The organism is Candidatus Paceibacterota bacterium, from assembly GCA_035452965.1.
GTDB lineage: Bacteria > Verrucomicrobiota > Verrucomicrobiia > Limisphaerales > UBA8199 > UBA8199.
In genome coordinates this window covers 69,388-85,144 of sequence record DAOTCE010000014.1, presented here as the reverse complement: position 1 = coordinate 85,144, position 15,757 = coordinate 69,388, and the positions used below count along the sequence as shown (strand labels likewise).

Sequence of the window (15,757 nt, the reverse complement as noted above, 5' to 3'; positions counted from 1 at the left end):
CGCGCCGACAGGACTAGCTAGCCCGGCCAGGGCTGCTGTTGAACAAAAGGGCCCATTAGGCCGATAATTCATATCTATATATCAAGATATGTTGATTTATAATTTGCAACTGTTCCGGTTTGTCGTTAGGTTGGTTCCAGTCGCCCTGTTGAGGGGGCGATTGAATTGTGGAATAAGACGATGGCGGATGCGAATTTAAGATTAGACCGATCGCAGGAGTTGGAGCGGCTGCTGCGCGAGCGGGTCGTGCTTCTGGACGGCGCGATGGGCACCATGATCCAGACTTACCAGCTGGACGAGGCCGCCTTTCGCGGGGAGCGGTTCAAGGATTGGCCGCAGGACTTGAAGGGGAATAACGATCTGCTCAACCTGACGCAGCCGCAGATCATCCAGGCCATCCACCGCCATTACCTGGAGGCGGGGGCGGACATCATCGAGGCGAACACATTCAACTCCACCTTTGTGTCGCTAGCGGATTACCGGTTGGAGAATCTGGCCTACGAATTGAATGTGGCAGGTGCGCGCATCGCGCGCGCGGCTGCGGACGCGGTCATGGCCGCGCAACCAGGCCGCGTGTGCTTCGTCGCCGGGGCCCTCGGACCAACCAGCAAGACCGCGTCGCTCTCCCCGGATGTGCACAATCCGGCGTTCCGCGCCATCACGTTCGACCAACTGGTGGAAGCTTATCTCGAACAGGCTCGCGGGTTGCTGGATGGCGGCGTGGATATTCTGCTGCTGGAAACGGTTTTTGACTCGCTCAACTCCAAGGCGGCGCTCTTTGCCATTGCGCAGCACTTTGAAGAGACCCAGCGCCGCGTGCCCGTGATGGTTTCCTTCACCATCACCGACCTTAGCGGGCGCACCTTGTCGGGCCAGACCGTGGAGGCGTATTGGAATTCGATCTCCCACCACAAGCTGCTGAGCATCGGCATCAACTGCGCGCTGGGGCCAAAGGAAATGCGGCCGTTTATCGAGGAGCTGGCGGGAATCGCGGACATCTGCGTCAGCGCTTATCCGAACGCGGGCCTGCCCAATCCCATGTTGCCGACCGGGTTCCCCGAGACGCCGGAGACGCTTGCGCCACAGCTTAAAGATTGGGCCGAGAACGGCTGGCTCAATATTGTCGGCGGCTGCTGCGGAACCACTCCTGCTCACATCCGTGCCCTGGCAGAAGCTGTCCGCGGCGTGGCACCGCGCACCCTGCCGAAGATCGCGCCGGTCACCCGCTTGAGCGGGTTGGAAGCGCTGACCATCCGGCCTGAGGCGAACTTTGTGAACATTGGGGAGCGCACCAATGTCACCGGCTCACCCAAGTTCGCCAAGTTGATCCTTGCCGGCAACTACGAGGCCGCGCTGGCCATCGCCAAGCAGCAGGTCGAGAACGGCGCGCAGATGATTGATGTCAACATGGACGAAGCCATGCTGGATTCGGAGAAGGCTATGACCACCTTCCTGAACCTGGTGGCTTCGGAACCCGACATTGCCCGCGTGCCGGTCATGATTGACAGCTCGAAATGGTCGGTGATCGAGACCGGCTTGAAGTGCCTGCAGGGCAAAGGCGTGGTGAACTCGATCAGCCTCAAGGAAGGAGAGGAGAAGTTCGTGCGCCAGGCGAAGTTGATCCGGCGCTACGGAGCGGCGGTGGTGGTGATGGCCTTCGATGAGCGCGGCCAGGCGGACACGTTCGAGCGCAAGACGGAAGTCTGCGAGCGCTCGTATCGCATCCTCACACAGCAGGCCGGCTTCCCGCCGCAGGACATCATCTTCGACCCGAACGTCCTCACGGTCGGCACCGGCATCGAGGAGCACAACAACTACGCCGCGGATTTCATCCGCGCGACGAAATGGATCAAGGAGAACCTCCCGTTCGCCCGCGTCAGCGGCGGCATCAGCAATGTCTCCTTCTCTTTCCGGGGCAACAACGTGGTGCGCGAGGCCATTCACTCGGCCTTCCTTTACCACGCCATTCGCGCGGGGCTGGACATGGGCATCGTGAATCCCGGCATGCTGGAGGTTTACGAGGAGATTCCCAAGCCGCTGCTGGAGCTGGTGGAGGATTTGTTGCTCAACCGGCGGCCGGACGCTACCGAGCGGCTGGTCAAGTTCGCCGAGACCCTTAAGCAGAAGGACGAGACGGAAGTTGCCGAAGAGGAGTGGCGCAAGGGTTCCGTCGAGGAACGCCTCAGCCACGCCCTGATCAAAGGCATCACCGATTACATTGACGCGGACACCGAGGAAGCCCGGCAGAAATATGGCCGCCCGCTCCTGGTGATCGAAGGCCCGCTCATGCAGGGCATGAACATCGTCGGCGACCTTTTCGGCTCCGGCCGGATGTTCTTGCCTCAAGTCGTCAAGAGCGCCCGGGTGATGAAGAAAGCCGTCGCGCATCTGCTCCCGTACATGGAGGCCGAGAAGGCCGCCTCCGGCAGCCGCCAGGCGCAGGGGCGCATCGTTATGGCCACGGTCAAGGGCGATGTCCATGACATCGGCAAGAACATCGTCGGGGTGGTGCTCGGCTGCAACAATTACGAGGTCGTTGACCTGGGTGTCATGGCGCCCGCGGAGAAGATCCTGCAGACCGCCCGCGAGAGGAATGCCGACTTGATCGGCCTGAGCGGGCTGATCACGCCTTCGCTCGATGAGATGGTGCACGTCGCGAAAGAAATGGGGCGCCAGGGCTTCACCATACCCCTGCTGATTGGCGGGGCCACCACAAGCAAGGCGCACACTGCCGTTAAGATCTCCCCCGCTTATGCGCAACCAGTGATCCACGTGCTGGACGCTTCGCGCGCGGTGGGCGTAGTGGGCAGTCTCCTCAACGCCAGCCTCAAGCCTGCTTACGTCGAAGGTATCCGAGCCGAATACGACAAGGTCCGCGCGCAACATGCCGAGCAGAAGACGAAGCCGCTGTTGACCATCGAGGAAGCCCGCCGCCGCCGCACGCCTATTGTTTGGAAGGCGACTGACATCCCCAAGCCGTCCTTTACCGGCCTTCGTGTCCTCACGTCCGATGGCCAATCACCAAGTGCCAGCCGCCACGCCCCGATCACGCTTTCCGACCTTGTGCCGTTCATTGACTGGTCGCCGTTCTTCCACACCTGGGAGCTGCGCGGGCGATACCCGGACATCCTGCAGAATCCTGAGGCAAAAAAGCTCTTTGACGACGCGCAGGAGTTGTTGCGTGAGATCGTCCGCCGACGCGGGCTGACAGCGCGTGGGGTATATGGCTTCTTCCCGGCCAATGCGGTCGGTGATGACATTGAGCTGTACACCGACGATTCGCGGACCCAGGTACTTACCAGGTTTCACTTCTTGCGGCAGCAAATGGACAAACCCACGGACCAGTTCAACCATTGCCTGGCCGACTATATTGCGCCCAAGTCACCCCATGGGGACGCACTCGACTCCCAACTCCCCGACTACCTGGGCGCCTTTGCCCTGTCAGCCGGCTTCGGCACCGAAGAACTATGCGCGAAGTTCGAGCGCGACCAGGACGACTACAACTCGATCATGACCAAGGCGCTTGCCGACCGTCTGGCCGAGGCGTTCGCGGAGTGCCTGCACCAGCGGGTGCGCCAGGAATGGGGCTACGGGCAGGACGAGAACCTGACCTGCGCTGATCTCATTCGCGAGAAGTATCGTGGCATCCGACCCGCCGCCGGCTACCCCGCCTGCCCGGACCACACTGAGAAGTGGACGCTCTGGAAGCTGCTCGACGTGGAGCGGTACACCGGCATCAAGCTGACCGAGAGCTGCGCCATGTGGCCCGGCGCGAGCGTCAGCGGGCTTTATTTCGCCCACCCCGAGTCAAAGTACTTCGGGATCGGCAAGCTCGGCCGCGACCAGGTCCTGGACTACCAGCAGAGAAAGCAGATGGATTTGCCCACCGTCGAACGGTGGCTAGGCCCCTACCTGAGCTACGAACCCGGACCGCCTGTCTCAGCGGGGGTCTTGGAAGTAGAAGCGGAAGTAACGAAGCGCTGACTAATGATGCGGCTGGGTTAACGCTCCCTTTTCCCCGCCGGCGTTGCGGTCGGAGGAAGCGAGGTCGCCCCTCGGTCCCCCCATTGGGAACTGGCGGCAGACCGCTGCTCCGTAAAAGTACCAATTTGCGGAGGACTTGTGTTTTCGGATTTGCGTTCTAGACTAACTACATGAAGAACGACGTGGTTCCGGTGCAGATTCGAGGCATCCTGCCCGCCAACAGCGGGTGCGCTCTATTCGTCGGCAATGACGAGAAGGTTTTTGTCATCAATGTCGAGCCCAACATGGGCGCCGTGATCGGGATGTTTCTCCGCCAGACGCCCAAAGAGCGCCCGCTGACCCACGACCTCATCCAAAGCATCTTCAAGGGTTTCAGCATCAACGTCGAGCGCGTCGTCATCACGGAGATGAAGAACTCGACCTACTTCGCGCGCCTGATCCTCCAGCAGCAGAACGAACTGGGCCGCAAGCTTGTCGAGATTGACGCACGCCCCAGCGATTGCCTGGCTTTGGCTACCGCCCAGAAGCGCCCCATCTATGTCACCAACTCGCTCTTCGAACAAGTCGAGGACATGAGCGAGGTGTTGGAGCGCATCAACGAAACCGGGAACGAGGCTGAATAGGGAAATGCCTCCCTCTGCCTCAAAGCGTGCCGCTCCCCTGGTGCTGGTTTGCGGCGAAGATGATTTTGCCGTCAAGCAGCGCGCCAAACAAATCTACCTCGAGTGGACGGAGGAACTGGGCGGCATGGACCACGAGATTATTGATGCCTCTGTCTCGAACAGCGGGGAAGCTCTCAAGGCCCTCGCCAAGCTCCGGGAGGCCCTCCAGACCCTGCCTTTCTTCGGCTCCGGCAAGGTCATCTGGCTTAAGGACTGCAACTTCCTGAGCGACGAGCGGGCCGCCACGCAGGATGTCACCGCGTCGCTCGCCGAGCTAGCCGATGAATTCAAAGAGTTCTCGTGGCAGAACGTGCGCTTGCTTATCAGCGCCGGAAAGGCAGACAAGCGCAAGGTTTTCTACAAGGCCCTCGACAAGCTTGGCTCAGTCGAGAGCTTTGCCGGCTGGTCCGTGGATGACCGCGATTGGGCCAGCCAGGTGGAAAGCTGGGCCCGCGAAGCCCTTCGCTCCCGGCAGAAGGAGATTTCCGACGAAGCGCTTGCCGAACTCATCGGCCGCGTCGGCCCCAATGCGCGCCAGCTCGACAACGAGGTGGAAAAGGTTGCCCTCTATGTGGGCGACCGGAAGAAAATCGAGTTTGAGGATGTGGCCACAGTCTGCACGCGCAACAAGATGGCGCGCGCGTTCGCACTCGGCGACGCGCTCGGCGACCGCGATCTGCCGCGCCTGCTGGCCCGGCTTGACGAAGCGGTGTGGGAGGTAAAGCTCGATCCGCAGAAGTCGGAGATCGGATTGCTCTACGGGCTGATTTCCAAGGTGCGCGCGATGCTCCTGCTCAAGGAGATGCTCCGCGAAGGCTGGGTGAAGCCGGACATGGATTACAAACGGTTTAAGGCGCAGCTTGAGCGAGTGCCCAAAGACCAGTTTCCCGAAGACCGGCGCTTTAACCCACTCGCCATCAATCCCTTCGTGCTGTTCAAGGCGCTCCCGCAGGTGAAGCTCTACAGCGAGGCAGAGCTCATCCGCGCCATGGACCTCCTTTTCGAATGCAACTATCGCCTGGTGTCCAGCAGCCTGGAGGAATCGCTGGTTCTGCAGCAGGCTCTGGTGCAGATTGTCGGCACCCCCAAGCCGCGCGCAAACGCGCCATCGGGCAGGCCGCGCTTGGCCGCGTCCATGAGTTCTTCGAGTTGATCTGGCATGAACGCGCCATCAGCCAGGATGCAAGTCATGACCGGCGAGGGTTTCGCCTGCATCCGGATCATTGGGCGGGCCAACTTCACTTCGAGTGTGGACTTCAAGACCTTGGTCAATGAACTCATCCAAAGGGGTTGTGGCTGCTTTGCGCTCGACCTTTCTGAGTGCGTTTTGATGGACAGCACCTTCCTCGGGGTCTTGGCCGGGTTTGGCCTGAAGCTCAGCGGGGGCAATGGATCAGAGGACCGGAGCGCAATTCAGCTGTTCAATCCCAGTGCGCGCATCATCGAACTGCTCGAAACCCTGGGGGTGCTCCACCTCTTCAGGCTCATCCAGGGGCCTTTGTCGCCCCCGACGCCGACCCAGACCGTGGAGCCAGTGACTTGTAATCCGACTCAAGCTGAATTGAGCCGCACCTGCCTCGAAGCCCATCGAACGCTGATGGACCTTAACCCGGCGAACGCCGCCCGGTTCAAAGACGTCGCGCAATTCCTGGCTGAAGGCCTGAAGAAACCTAAGAACGAATAGACCTGCTGACTCCGTGACAACACATGGTCCGACGCCAGACCAAGAACGACTAGGAGGCGGAGAAGTAGAAGAGAACTGGGCCGAGCCGGGTTTTGCGGCTTTGGCCTGTGGTTCGGATTTGATTCAGGCGTGGGGTTTCAGGCTCTCAATGGCGCCGCAGCACCAACCGGTGGTCCACGCGGCGGGTCTGATGATACTCCAGCGGTGGCAGATCGGTGAGCGTGGGTGACTCAGTTTCGTTCAGGACGCCTCTGGCCATCGCCTGCAAGGCGCGCCAGCGGGGCCATTCAAGGGCTGGCGCGTGGGCAATCTGCCGCAACAGACTGCGCCATTCGATGATGACGCGGTCAATGTCTCCCGGGCCGAGAAGGTCTGTGATCCACATCTGTTTGTCTTGCGGGTTTTTGTGCACAGAGGCAACAATTTGCTCTGCCCCGGCGCCGTACTTGGGCGGAACACCGTTTTCGAGGTAGCCGGGGATTGATTGGAGGCCATACTTCTCATGGCACACGATGCCCAGACGGCCACCCCAACGGTTGATCTCCTCACCTGCAAAACGGAAGCCGGCGTCGAGGTTCGCGAGGTCGTAGATCAACTCGTCGAGCGCGTAGGTCTCATCCTCCAGCGCTGCGGCAATGGCCAACCCATCACCCTGGCTGAAGAAGCTAACTACCCGGCCTCGAAGTGTCGGAACCCCCGCGGCATCCACTAGTCCCAGCCGTCGCCAAAGCAGCGCGACTCCCGTGCCAATCGGTAGTTGCCGGCACACGGCGACCAGCGGGCACTGGGCGCAATCCGCGGGTAGGACTTCCCGCTCAACGGGCTTCCAGATGGCAACACCATACCGGTCCACCGGGACGCGCATGGGCAGATCAGCGATGCTGACCAGGGCTAGAATGCGCTGGGACTGGTTTTGGAAGGTGACGACGGGCGTCTTTTGTTGGGCAAGCCTTTCTATGATGAGGGGAACTACCTTCTCCTCCCAGACCACCAGCGGCACTTGCCGTGAGTTCCAGTTAGTAAGGCGGCGAACCCATTTGGCGAGGAGTATGCGGTCATGGCCCAGCCGGTCGGCAACGGTGAGGGCGCGGCCATAGGTCTTGCCTCCCTTGTCCTCCGAAACCACACACAGGCTGCCTGTGCCGACTTTCTCCAGGGCGGCAGGCACGAGGAGCACGGGCACCTGGGGTGGAGGCTCGATCGTATTGCGTGGTGCGTATTGCGTGTCACCTCCCGCCTCCGACACACCACTCGTAGCACGCAACACACGAATGTCTCTAAGCGGCACCGGGATCGGCGCCGGGTAGCTTTCCCACTCCCCGCGGCTATTCAGAATCTCGCGGAGGCGTTTGCGGACATGCCGGGCGCGCTCCGCGTCCGTGCGAAGGCCACAAGGGACGTCCGGATGGCGAAGCGATTCCTCGACGCCAAGGAAGATGGGCTTGGTGGTGAAAAGCCGCTCTTGGGTGCGAACGGCCTCGCGGAACGGATTGCGCCCGAGTTCGGCGGCCACTGCCATAAGACCGAGCAAAGCCGACCAATCTACCGCGCTGCTGCGCGACAGGTGGCAGGGGTGGGAGTCAAGCAGGCGCAACTCGTTGGCCGTAATCAGCACGAACCCGGCTTCATCCAGGCCACGGCGGCCGGCGCGGCCGAACATCTGCAGGAGTTCATCGGGCTTCAGCAGCTGCTCGGCTTCGTCCCGTCGGTAGGATTCGGCGGCCAGTGCGACACTGCGCAGAGAGAAATTAATTCCGGCGGCCAGGCCCATCGTGGCCACGACGACGCGCAGTTGGCCGGCCTTGGCCAACGGCTCGATGACGCCGGCGCGGGCACCGTAACTCAAGCCGCTGTGATGGTAGGTCACCCGGCTCTTAAGCAGCTTGGCCAGGTGCTCGCCGACCAGGAGCCTTTGCTCGGCGTTGAGTTGGAGGGGATTGGGGGTTGGCAATTGGCGGGCGAGTTCATTGGCCATCGCTTCGGCGGCCTGACGGCGAGGGGTAAAGATCAGGATGGGGCCCAAGTCCTCCGCCAGTGCTTTGGCCACCAGCCGCGGCCAGTAGCCGCGGATCTCATTCGGCACGTGGTAACTCAGGCTGTTGGCATGGATCTCGTCGAGCGGTACAGGACGCTCGTCGTGGCGGATCAATACAGCTTTGCGGCCCAACCGTTGCAGCCAATTGGCCACCTCCTGCGGATTGCCCACGCTGCCGCTCAGGAGCAGCAATTGTGTTTGTGGTGGAGCCAGAGCAATAGCCAGTTCGTAGTTGAGTCCGCGATCCAGGTCGCTGAGCATTTGGTATTCATCCACGACCAGCAGGGCCGGGCCGTCCCCGTGGATCAGGCGGTTCTTCTGTGTCTCCAGCGTGGCGACCAGGACGGGCGCGTCCAGGTTCTCGGCCAGATCGCCCGTGGCGATGCCGACGTTCCAACCGCGCGCGCGCCATTCCGCCAGTTTGTCGTTGGCCAGCGCACGAGTCGGCACTGTGTAGATGGCCTGGCCGCGATTCTTGCCCTGGTTGGACCAGAGTTCGAAGATCAGCGTCTTTCCCGCTCCTGTGGGCGCCTGAACGACTACATCCTGGCCCTCGCGCAAAGCCGCGACTGCCTGTTGTTGCCAAAGATCAGGCACCAAAACCTGGTTAAGGGCGGGCAAGTCTACCGGTTGTGCAGGGAACGTTGGCACGCATAGAAGATAGCCGAATTCGTGGACTCGCAAACTCTGAAAAGGTAAAAGTAGAGCCGGTCGGGATGGAAAATGAAATACGCCACGGGAGCAGGAGTTCGACTTCACACCGCCCAGGTCAGGGGCCTGTGGTAAATTGGGAACAAGTTCGCTTGTTGAGCGTTCCAGGAATACCGCGGTTGCGGTTGGGGCCGGATGCCTTCCCCGAAGGGGTTTGACTTGGATGTTCAGCAACCTTAGAATTTGCGCACATGTTAACCGCCGACTCCAACGTGGTCTGCAATACAATCCCTGACGGGCCCAGTCCCGAGCCGCCTGGTGACTGGAAGCAGATCATCAGCCCTCTCGAGCCCTTCCTTGAAGCGGTTGGTTATCGCTTGGCTGCGCAGGTCGAGGCGTTTGATCCCGACATCTCACGTTATGCGGATTATGCCCTTAACGGGCAGGGCAAGCACCTGCGGGCGGCGCTGGTAGGGCTGGCCGCTAAGGCTTTGGGGAAGGTTACTGACGCGCACGTCATGGTGGCGGTGATCATCGAATTGGTGCACCTGGCGACCCTGGTGCATGACGATGTCATCGATGAAGCCGAGATTCGCCGTGGACGCCCTACGCTGGCGGCCAATTGGAGCAATGAGCTCGCGGTATTATTCGGGGATTGCCTTTTTGCCCATGCGCTGAAACTGGCGGCGGGTTTTCCTACGCCCGAGGTTTGCCGCGCGGTGGCAACAGCAACCAACACGGTGTGTTCGGGAGAAATCCTGCAATTGCAGCACCGGCGTGACTTTCGCTTCACCCGCGAGAAGTACTTCAAGGTGCTGGAGATGAAGACGGCGGAGCTTTTTGCGCTCTCTTGCGAGCTAAGCGCCGGCCTGAGTCCGACGGGGATAGAGCACAAGATGCCACTGCGCCGATTCGGTCTGGCCTTTGGGACCGCTTACCAGGTGTACGATGATTGCGTGGATCTGTTCGGGTCGGAGACGGCGGCCGGCAAATCGCTGGGGACGGATCTGGCCAAGGGCAAGCTGACCCTGCCGGTGCTGCTGGTGTGGGAACGGGCGAACGCCGCCGATCGGGCGTGTTTGCGCGTCCTCTTCGAGGAATGGAAGCCGGGGTCCTTGAAGCGCCTTGGGGAGTTGCTCGCGCAGTACGATGCGCTCAAGGCTTCCTTGGAGATTGTTGAGCAGTACCTGGGGGCGGCGCGCCAGACGTTGCGGGCGTTGCCCGTCTCGAATGGTCAGGCTGGTTTGTTTGGCCTGGCTGATTACCTGGCGCGCCAAGCGGATGCGCTGGGAGCCGCCGCTGGGCACCGGCTATGATTATGGCTGAACCGGCGAGTCGCAAGGTGTCAAAGCCGCCGACTGACCAGCCGGCGGGTGCACCGGCGACGCCGGCCCCGGTCGAGGACATGGATTTGGTGAAGCGGGCCCGCCGTGGCGATCTGGGCGCGTACGATGAGTTGGTGCGCCGCTATCAGGAACGCATCTACGCCACCATTTACCACATGACGGCCAATCATGAGGACGCCAACGACTTGGCGCAGGAGGCCTTTATCAAGGCTTTCCAGGCCCTGCGGTCATTCAAGGGTGGTTCGAGCTTCTACACCTGGGTCTATCGCATTGCGGTCAACAAAACCATCAACTTCCTCAAACAGCGGAAGAACAAATCCCAGATGAGCCTTGACGATTTGGATTTCCATGCGGAGCATGATCCTGACCTTGTGGCCTTGATTTCTGAGAAGACGCCCCGCCGCGAAGTCAGTCTGGCGGAATTGCAGGAAAAGTTGAACGCGGCCATGCAGAAGCTGTCAGAACCCCATAGATTGGTTGTGACGCTGCACGATGTGCAGGGCATGTCGCATGAAGAAGTCGCAAACATCATGGACTGCAACATCGGCACGGTGCGTTCGCGTCTGTTTTATGCCCGGCAACAGTTGCAGGGCTATCTGATTGATTATCTGAAGTGAGTATGAGTACGGATCAGGAGAACTTTGAGTCATTGCGCTGTTTGCTGTCCCTCAAACGCCATGAAGCGCCGCCGCCCGGTTATTTCGATCGATTTTCCCGCGAGGTCATCGAGCGCATCAAGTCTGGCGAACGGGGAGCGGGGTTTGCCCCGCTCGAAAGGATGCTGTGGGAAGCGCCTTGGTTGCAGCGGTTTTGGGCGGCTATCGAGGCCAAGCCCGTCCTGGCGGGCGCGTGCAGTGTGGCTATGTGCGGCCTTCTGATTGCCGGCGTGATCTACTCAGATAAGGCGGAGATTCCGCCTGTGGGCCTCGTGCCCGTCGCGGAAACCGGGTCAGCCCCCATGGCGCCAACCGCCATGGCCGCCGCCGATCATCCGTTGCTGGCCAAGCCCGCTGTGTTTCCAGAGACCTCCAGCACCAGTCCCATCCCGAACGGCCCAGCGGGAACATCGCTAATGGGCGACATCGGGCAACTCCGGGCGCAGCCTGCCAGCTTCAGTTTTCCCAGAGGGAACTGACCGGCATTCTAATCTTCCCGGTCAAATACCAACCCCAGCCCGGTCCCGGACATCGTCAGGCGGTCGCCTTCCACTGACGCTGTCAGTTCTTGATCCCGGATCCCTCCCGACAGGGTAAGCTCATAGGTGCTATCCAGCTTCTTCCACTGGCCTTTGAGAGTCTGCGGTCCGCCAGTGGATGGGGCGGCGCCCGGGGTCGGCAAAGTCAATTGCGGCACGTTTTTGAGAATGGCCTGCTGATCGGTCATTGCCACAAAGCTGGTTTTGGCGAATGCCGCCGTCATCCAGCTTCGCCAGAACTGCATTTCCTTGGACGTGATGTTCGGCTTGGCCTTGCGGAACAGGGACATGGCGACAGTCACGTTGAAGTTCCAGCGCCCGAGTATCTTCTCCGGATCGTATTTGGGCGATTTGCCGGTTTCCAGAAAGGCATGCAGGTCCTTCATGTCGGGCACGACCGTAGCCCAGATGGACCTCAGCAGGTCAGGGTTCTGGATAATCGCCTGGGCTTTGGGATAATGCAGCAGATCGAGGATCGGCTCCTGTCGCTGCCAGAGTTCGGTGAACTGGGTGTCGGCGGCCAATTCCTGGAACTCCTGCCGTTCCGCCAGGCCCAGAAAAGCCGGGTAGCGCCACAGGCGCGCTTCGAGCAGGGAATTCCTATATAACAGGCCGGTAAGGTCAGCCGAGTCGTACCACACTTTCGGCATGGGATCTATCGCGCGGGCCACCTTGGCGAAACCGGTGCTCTGGAGGTCCTGACCCAAGCGACTGAGGATCCTCATGGATCTCGGGTCATTGGCGCCCGACGCTAGTTGAAAGCTCCAATAGCTCAGCGGGTAGATCACTGCCGAGATTAGAATGAGATACAGCGCGCCATTGACCAGGCCGAGGCACAGGCCTAGCCGCCGGCTCAACCGTTCCCACAGTGCCAGGCGCAAATCCCCCGCATGGTACTTGAAATGCACGTCCACCTTCTGGTGGACCATGTAGCCGCCCACTTTGAAGATAATGGAGATGATCAGAAAAACGACCACTGGCGCGAGCAACCAGGCCAGGACTGGAGTCTTCAAGCCAAACGCCACCAGCAACGGCTTGACCAGTTTTGCCAGGGGGCCTGCCAGCAGGGCGCCCACCAGGATGCCGAGAAAAGAAAACGCCACGCGTATGACGCCCTGCCGGTATCCTATCCCGGCCAGCGACGCCAGCAGAACGAACGTGAGGAGCCAAAACATCATATGGCCAGTTAATACGGTTCCAGCGCAAAAAGCACGAGGAAAATGCGAGGGGAATCGGCCGCCGGGCGGATCCGGCGCATTTGCTCAGCTCAAGCCTCCGAGGAAAGTGCGGATTCTGTGGAAGGCCCTGGCGATGGCCGGGAGGTAAAGCGCGGCCATTATCGCAATGATGGCGACGACGCACAGGAGCTCTATCAGAGAAATCCCGGCTCTTCGCTTCGAGCGTTTGTTCATATTCCACCGTATTGGACCGGGCAGGCGGGATTGCCTCACGCCGATTGGGGAGGCGGTCGCCTGGGTATTAGATTGGCTCAACACCACGCGCATGCGGGGCTTGAGACTTCGCCGGTTTTCCCTTATCCATATATCTGTATGCAATTGGACCGGTTTACCATTAAGTCACAGGAAGCCCTGCAAGGGGCGCAGCGCATTGCGCGGGAGCATTCGCATCAGGAGGTGGATGGGGAGCATCTCCTGCTGGCGATGATTGGCCAGACCGACAGCCTGATCCCGGACTTGTTGGAGAAGGTTGGCGTGACCTTGGCACAGCTTAAGCCCGAGCTGGAGCGTGAACTCGCCCGCCGCCACAAGGTCCAGGGTGTTAGCTCACTCGATGTGTTCCTCAGTCCGAGCCTCAAGAAGACGCTGGATGCCGCGCAGACCGAGGCAGGCAAGCTGAAGGACGATTATATCAGCACCGAACATCTGCTGCTCGGCCTGCTGGACGAGGCCGGTCCCGCGCTTAAGAAGATTTTCCAGGCGCATGGCCTGAAGCGTGACGCGGTGCTGCGGGCGCTGGCCGACCTGCGCGGAAACCAGCGGGTTACCGACGCCAATCCGGAGGATAAGTTCCAGGCGCTGGAGAAATATGGGCGCGATCTGACCGCGCTGGCGCGGCAGAACAAGATTGACCCGGTCATCGGCCGCGACGAGGAGATCCGCCGGGTCATGCAGGTGTTGTCGCGCCGCACAAAGAACAACCCGGTGCTTATCGGCGAGCCCGGCGTGGGGAAGACGGCGATTGCCGAAGGACTGGCGCGGCGGATCATCAGCGGCGATGTACCCGAAACGCTGAAGAACAAACGGCTCCTGGCCATGGACTTGAGCGCCATGATCGCCGGCGCCAAGTATCGGGGCGAGTTCGAGGACCGGCTTAAGGCTTTCCTCAAGGAGATCGCCTCCAGCGAGGGCAAGATCATCCTGTTCATTGACGAGCTACACACCCTCGTCGGCGCAGGCGCGGCGGAAGGCGCCACGGACGCGGCGAACATCATGAAGCCGCAACTGGCCCGCGGCGAGCTTCGGGCCATCGGCGCGACCACGCTCGACGAGTATCGCAAACACATCGAGAAGGACCCGGCGCTGGAGCGGCGGTTCCAGCCGGTGCTGGTCTCCGAGCCGAGCGTCGAGGCGACCATCGCCATCCTGCGCGGGCTTAAAGAGCGTTACGAGGTCCACCACGGCGTGCGCATTCAAGACGCGGCGCTGGTCTCGGCGGCGACGCTGTCGCACCGCTACATCGCCGATCGGTTCCTGCCCGACAAGGCGATTGACCTGATTGATGAAGCGGCCTCGCGCCTGCGGATGGAGCTGGACTCCATGCCGACGGAGATTGACCAGTTGGAGCGTCAAATCCAGCAACTGGAGATTGAGCAGAGCGCGCTCAAGAAGGAGAAGGACGAAGGCTCGCGTGAGCGGCTCAAGAAGCTGGAGCGGGACCTGGCCAACCTCAAGGACCAATCCAAGCAGCTCAAGGCGCAGTGGCAGAACGAGAAAGCCGCCATCAATGCCGTCAGCATTGTCAACAGCCAGATTGAGCAGGCGAAGCTGGAGCTGGAGCAGGCGCAGCGCCGCAACGATTTGAACGCAGCGGCGCAAATCCAGTACGGCAAGCTGCCCGAGCTGCAGAAGAAGCTCGCGGCGGCTGAGAAGACCCTGCACGACAAGCCCGCGGGACAACGCCTGCTCACCCAGGAAGTGAGCGAAGAGGACATCGCGAAAGTGGTGGCGTCGTGGACCGGCATTCCCGTTTCGCGGATGCTCGAGGGGGAACGCGAGAAGCTGGTGAAGATGGAGGAGCGGCTGGAGCAACGGGTGGTTGGACAGAAGGAGGCGCTGGAGGCGGTAGCCAACGCGGTGCGGCGCTCCCGCAGCGGCTTACAGGAGCCCAACCGGCCCATCGGATCGTTTATCTTCCTGGGGCCAACCGGCGTCGGCAAGACCGAGACGGCTCGCGCGCTGGCCGAGTTCCTGTTTGACGACGAGAACGCCATGGCGCGCATTGACATGAGCGAGTACATGGAGAAGCACACCGTCGCGCGGCTCATCGGCGCGCCTCCCGGCTATGTCGGGTACGAGGAGGGCGGCCAGCTCAGCGAAGCGGTGCGGCGGCGGCCCTATAGCGTGGTGCTGTTCGATGAGATCGAGAAAGCTCACCATGACGTCTTCAACGTCCTCCTGCAAATGTTGGACGACGGCCGGCTAACGGACGGCCAGGGGCGCACGGTGGACTTCCGCAATACGATCATCATCATGACCAGCAACATCGGCTCACCGGTCATCCAGGAGTTTTACGCCGGCGGCAGCGCCTCGGTGAAGGACGAAGGAGAGCTGGAGCGGGTGGTGAAGCTGGAGCTCAAGACGCACTTTCGGCCGGAGTTTCTGAACCGGGTGGATGACATCATCATCTTCCACAATCTCGATGAGAAGCACCTTGCGCGCATCGTCGAGATCCAGCTACAGCGGCTGGAGAAACGCCTGGCACAACAGCAGCTCAGCCTGGAAGTGGATCGCGCGGCCAGGCAGTTGCTCGCCAAGGAAGGCTTCGATCCGCAATTCGGCGCCCGCCCGCTCAAGCGCAGCATCCAGGATCTGGTGCTGGATCCGCTGGCCACGAAACTGCTGGTCGGCGAATTCAAGCCCGGCGACCGTATTAAAGTGGTCACACGCGACGGTGCGCTGAAGTTTGAGAAGAAGTAAAGTGGTGCGGCGGGGTTGCCTTAGAAACCCCCGGGCGGTGTTT

11 protein-coding genes are annotated in these 15,757 nt (G+C 61.1%); 8 read left to right on the top strand and 3 right to left on the bottom strand.

All coding sequences use genetic code 11. The features are described from left to right. Positions 1–180 precede the first annotated feature (180 nt). From metH to P5205_12515, 4 genes are all read left to right on the top strand, one after another. Positions 181–3,984: a methionine synthase gene (metH, locus tag P5205_12530; protein HSA11187.1), complete on the top strand. Its 3,804-nt coding sequence runs from the start codon at positions 181–183 to the stop codon at positions 3,982–3,984. Between the two features lie 170 nt (positions 3,985–4,154). Further along, positions 4,155–4,607 (top strand): DUF151 domain-containing protein, encoded by a 453-nt coding sequence (locus P5205_12525; protein HSA11186.1) that lies wholly within the window; start codon positions 4,155–4,157, stop codon positions 4,605–4,607. A 4-nt stretch (positions 4,608–4,611) separates the two neighbouring features. Beyond that, positions 4,612–5,799 carry a DNA polymerase III subunit delta gene (gene holA, locus P5205_12520; protein HSA11185.1) on the top strand — a complete coding sequence of 396 codons (1,188 nt, stop codon included), beginning with the start codon at positions 4,612–4,614 and terminating at the stop codon, positions 5,797–5,799. A gap of 6 nt (positions 5,800–5,805) precedes the next feature. After that, positions 5,806–6,330 carry an STAS domain-containing protein gene (locus P5205_12515; GenBank protein HSA11184.1) on the top strand — a complete coding sequence of 175 codons (525 nt, stop codon included), beginning with the start codon at positions 5,806–5,808 and terminating at the stop codon, positions 6,328–6,330. Positions 6,331–6,475: 145 nt separating this feature from the next. Here P5205_12515 and P5205_12510 read toward each other — a convergent pair whose 3' ends face one another. Further along, positions 6,476–9,016 (bottom strand): DEAD/DEAH box helicase, encoded by a 2,541-nt coding sequence (locus P5205_12510; GenBank protein HSA11183.1) that lies wholly within the window; start codon positions 9,014–9,016, stop codon positions 6,476–6,478. Positions 9,017–9,267: 251 nt separating this feature from the next. Between P5205_12510 and P5205_12505 the strand changes: the two genes are divergently transcribed. The 3 genes from P5205_12505 to P5205_12495 are packed head-to-tail and all read left to right on the top strand — an operon-like array spanning position 9,268 to position 11,497. Then, positions 9,268–10,332, top strand: coding sequence for a polyprenyl synthetase family protein (locus tag P5205_12505; GenBank protein HSA11182.1), 1,065 nt, complete (start codon positions 9,268–9,270; stop codon positions 10,330–10,332). Between the two features lie 2 nt (positions 10,333–10,334). After that, positions 10,335–10,979 (top strand): sigma-70 family RNA polymerase sigma factor, encoded by a 645-nt coding sequence (locus P5205_12500; protein ID HSA11181.1) that lies wholly within the window; start codon positions 10,335–10,337, stop codon positions 10,977–10,979. 2 nt (positions 10,980–10,981) lie between these two features. Next, positions 10,982–11,497: a hypothetical protein gene (locus P5205_12495; GenBank protein HSA11180.1), complete on the top strand. Its 516-nt coding sequence runs from the start codon at positions 10,982–10,984 to the stop codon at positions 11,495–11,497. Between the two features lie 8 nt (positions 11,498–11,505). On the opposite strand, the gene P5205_12490 is transcribed toward P5205_12495, so the two are convergent. Beyond that, the gene (locus tag P5205_12490) at positions 11,506–12,735 is read right to left on the bottom strand and encodes a CvpA family protein (GenBank protein ID HSA11179.1); all 1,230 of its coding nucleotides are present in this window, start codon (positions 12,733–12,735) and stop codon (positions 11,506–11,508) included. A gap of 84 nt (positions 12,736–12,819) precedes the next feature. Continuing rightward, positions 12,820–12,969 (bottom strand): type II secretion system protein, encoded by a 150-nt coding sequence (locus P5205_12485; protein ID HSA11178.1) that lies wholly within the window; start codon positions 12,967–12,969, stop codon positions 12,820–12,822. A 138-nt stretch (positions 12,970–13,107) separates the two neighbouring features. Between P5205_12485 and clpB the strand changes: the two genes are divergently transcribed. Then, on the top strand, positions 13,108–15,714 hold the full coding sequence (clpB, locus tag P5205_12480; protein ID HSA11177.1) for an ATP-dependent chaperone ClpB: 2,607 nt from the start codon (positions 13,108–13,110) through the stop codon (positions 15,712–15,714). The last annotated feature ends 43 nt before the right edge of the window (positions 15,715–15,757 follow it).

Coding starts and splice junctions, on each gene's coding strand:
- metH (HSA11187.1), top strand. CDS start 181: ATGGCGGATGCGAATTTAAGATTAGACCGATCGCAGGAGTTGGAGCGG.
- P5205_12525 (HSA11186.1), top strand. CDS start 4,155: ATGAAGAACGACGTGGTTCCGGTGCAGATTCGAGGCATCCTGCCCGCC.
- P5205_12490 (HSA11179.1), bottom strand. CDS start 12,735: ATGATGTTTTGGCTCCTCACGTTCGTTCTGCTGGCGTCGCTGGCCGGG.
- P5205_12505 (HSA11182.1), top strand. CDS start 9,268: ATGTTAACCGCCGACTCCAACGTGGTCTGCAATACAATCCCTGACGGG.
- P5205_12515 (HSA11184.1), top strand. CDS start 5,806: ATGAACGCGCCATCAGCCAGGATGCAAGTCATGACCGGCGAGGGTTTC.
- P5205_12485 (HSA11178.1), bottom strand. CDS start 12,969: ATGAACAAACGCTCGAAGCGAAGAGCCGGGATTTCTCTGATAGAGCTC.
- P5205_12495 (HSA11180.1), top strand. CDS start 10,982: ATGAGTACGGATCAGGAGAACTTTGAGTCATTGCGCTGTTTGCTGTCC.
- holA (HSA11185.1), top strand. CDS start 4,612: ATGCCTCCCTCTGCCTCAAAGCGTGCCGCTCCCCTGGTGCTGGTTTGC.
- P5205_12500 (HSA11181.1), top strand. CDS start 10,335: ATGGCTGAACCGGCGAGTCGCAAGGTGTCAAAGCCGCCGACTGACCAG.
- clpB (HSA11177.1), top strand. CDS start 13,108: ATGCAATTGGACCGGTTTACCATTAAGTCACAGGAAGCCCTGCAAGGG.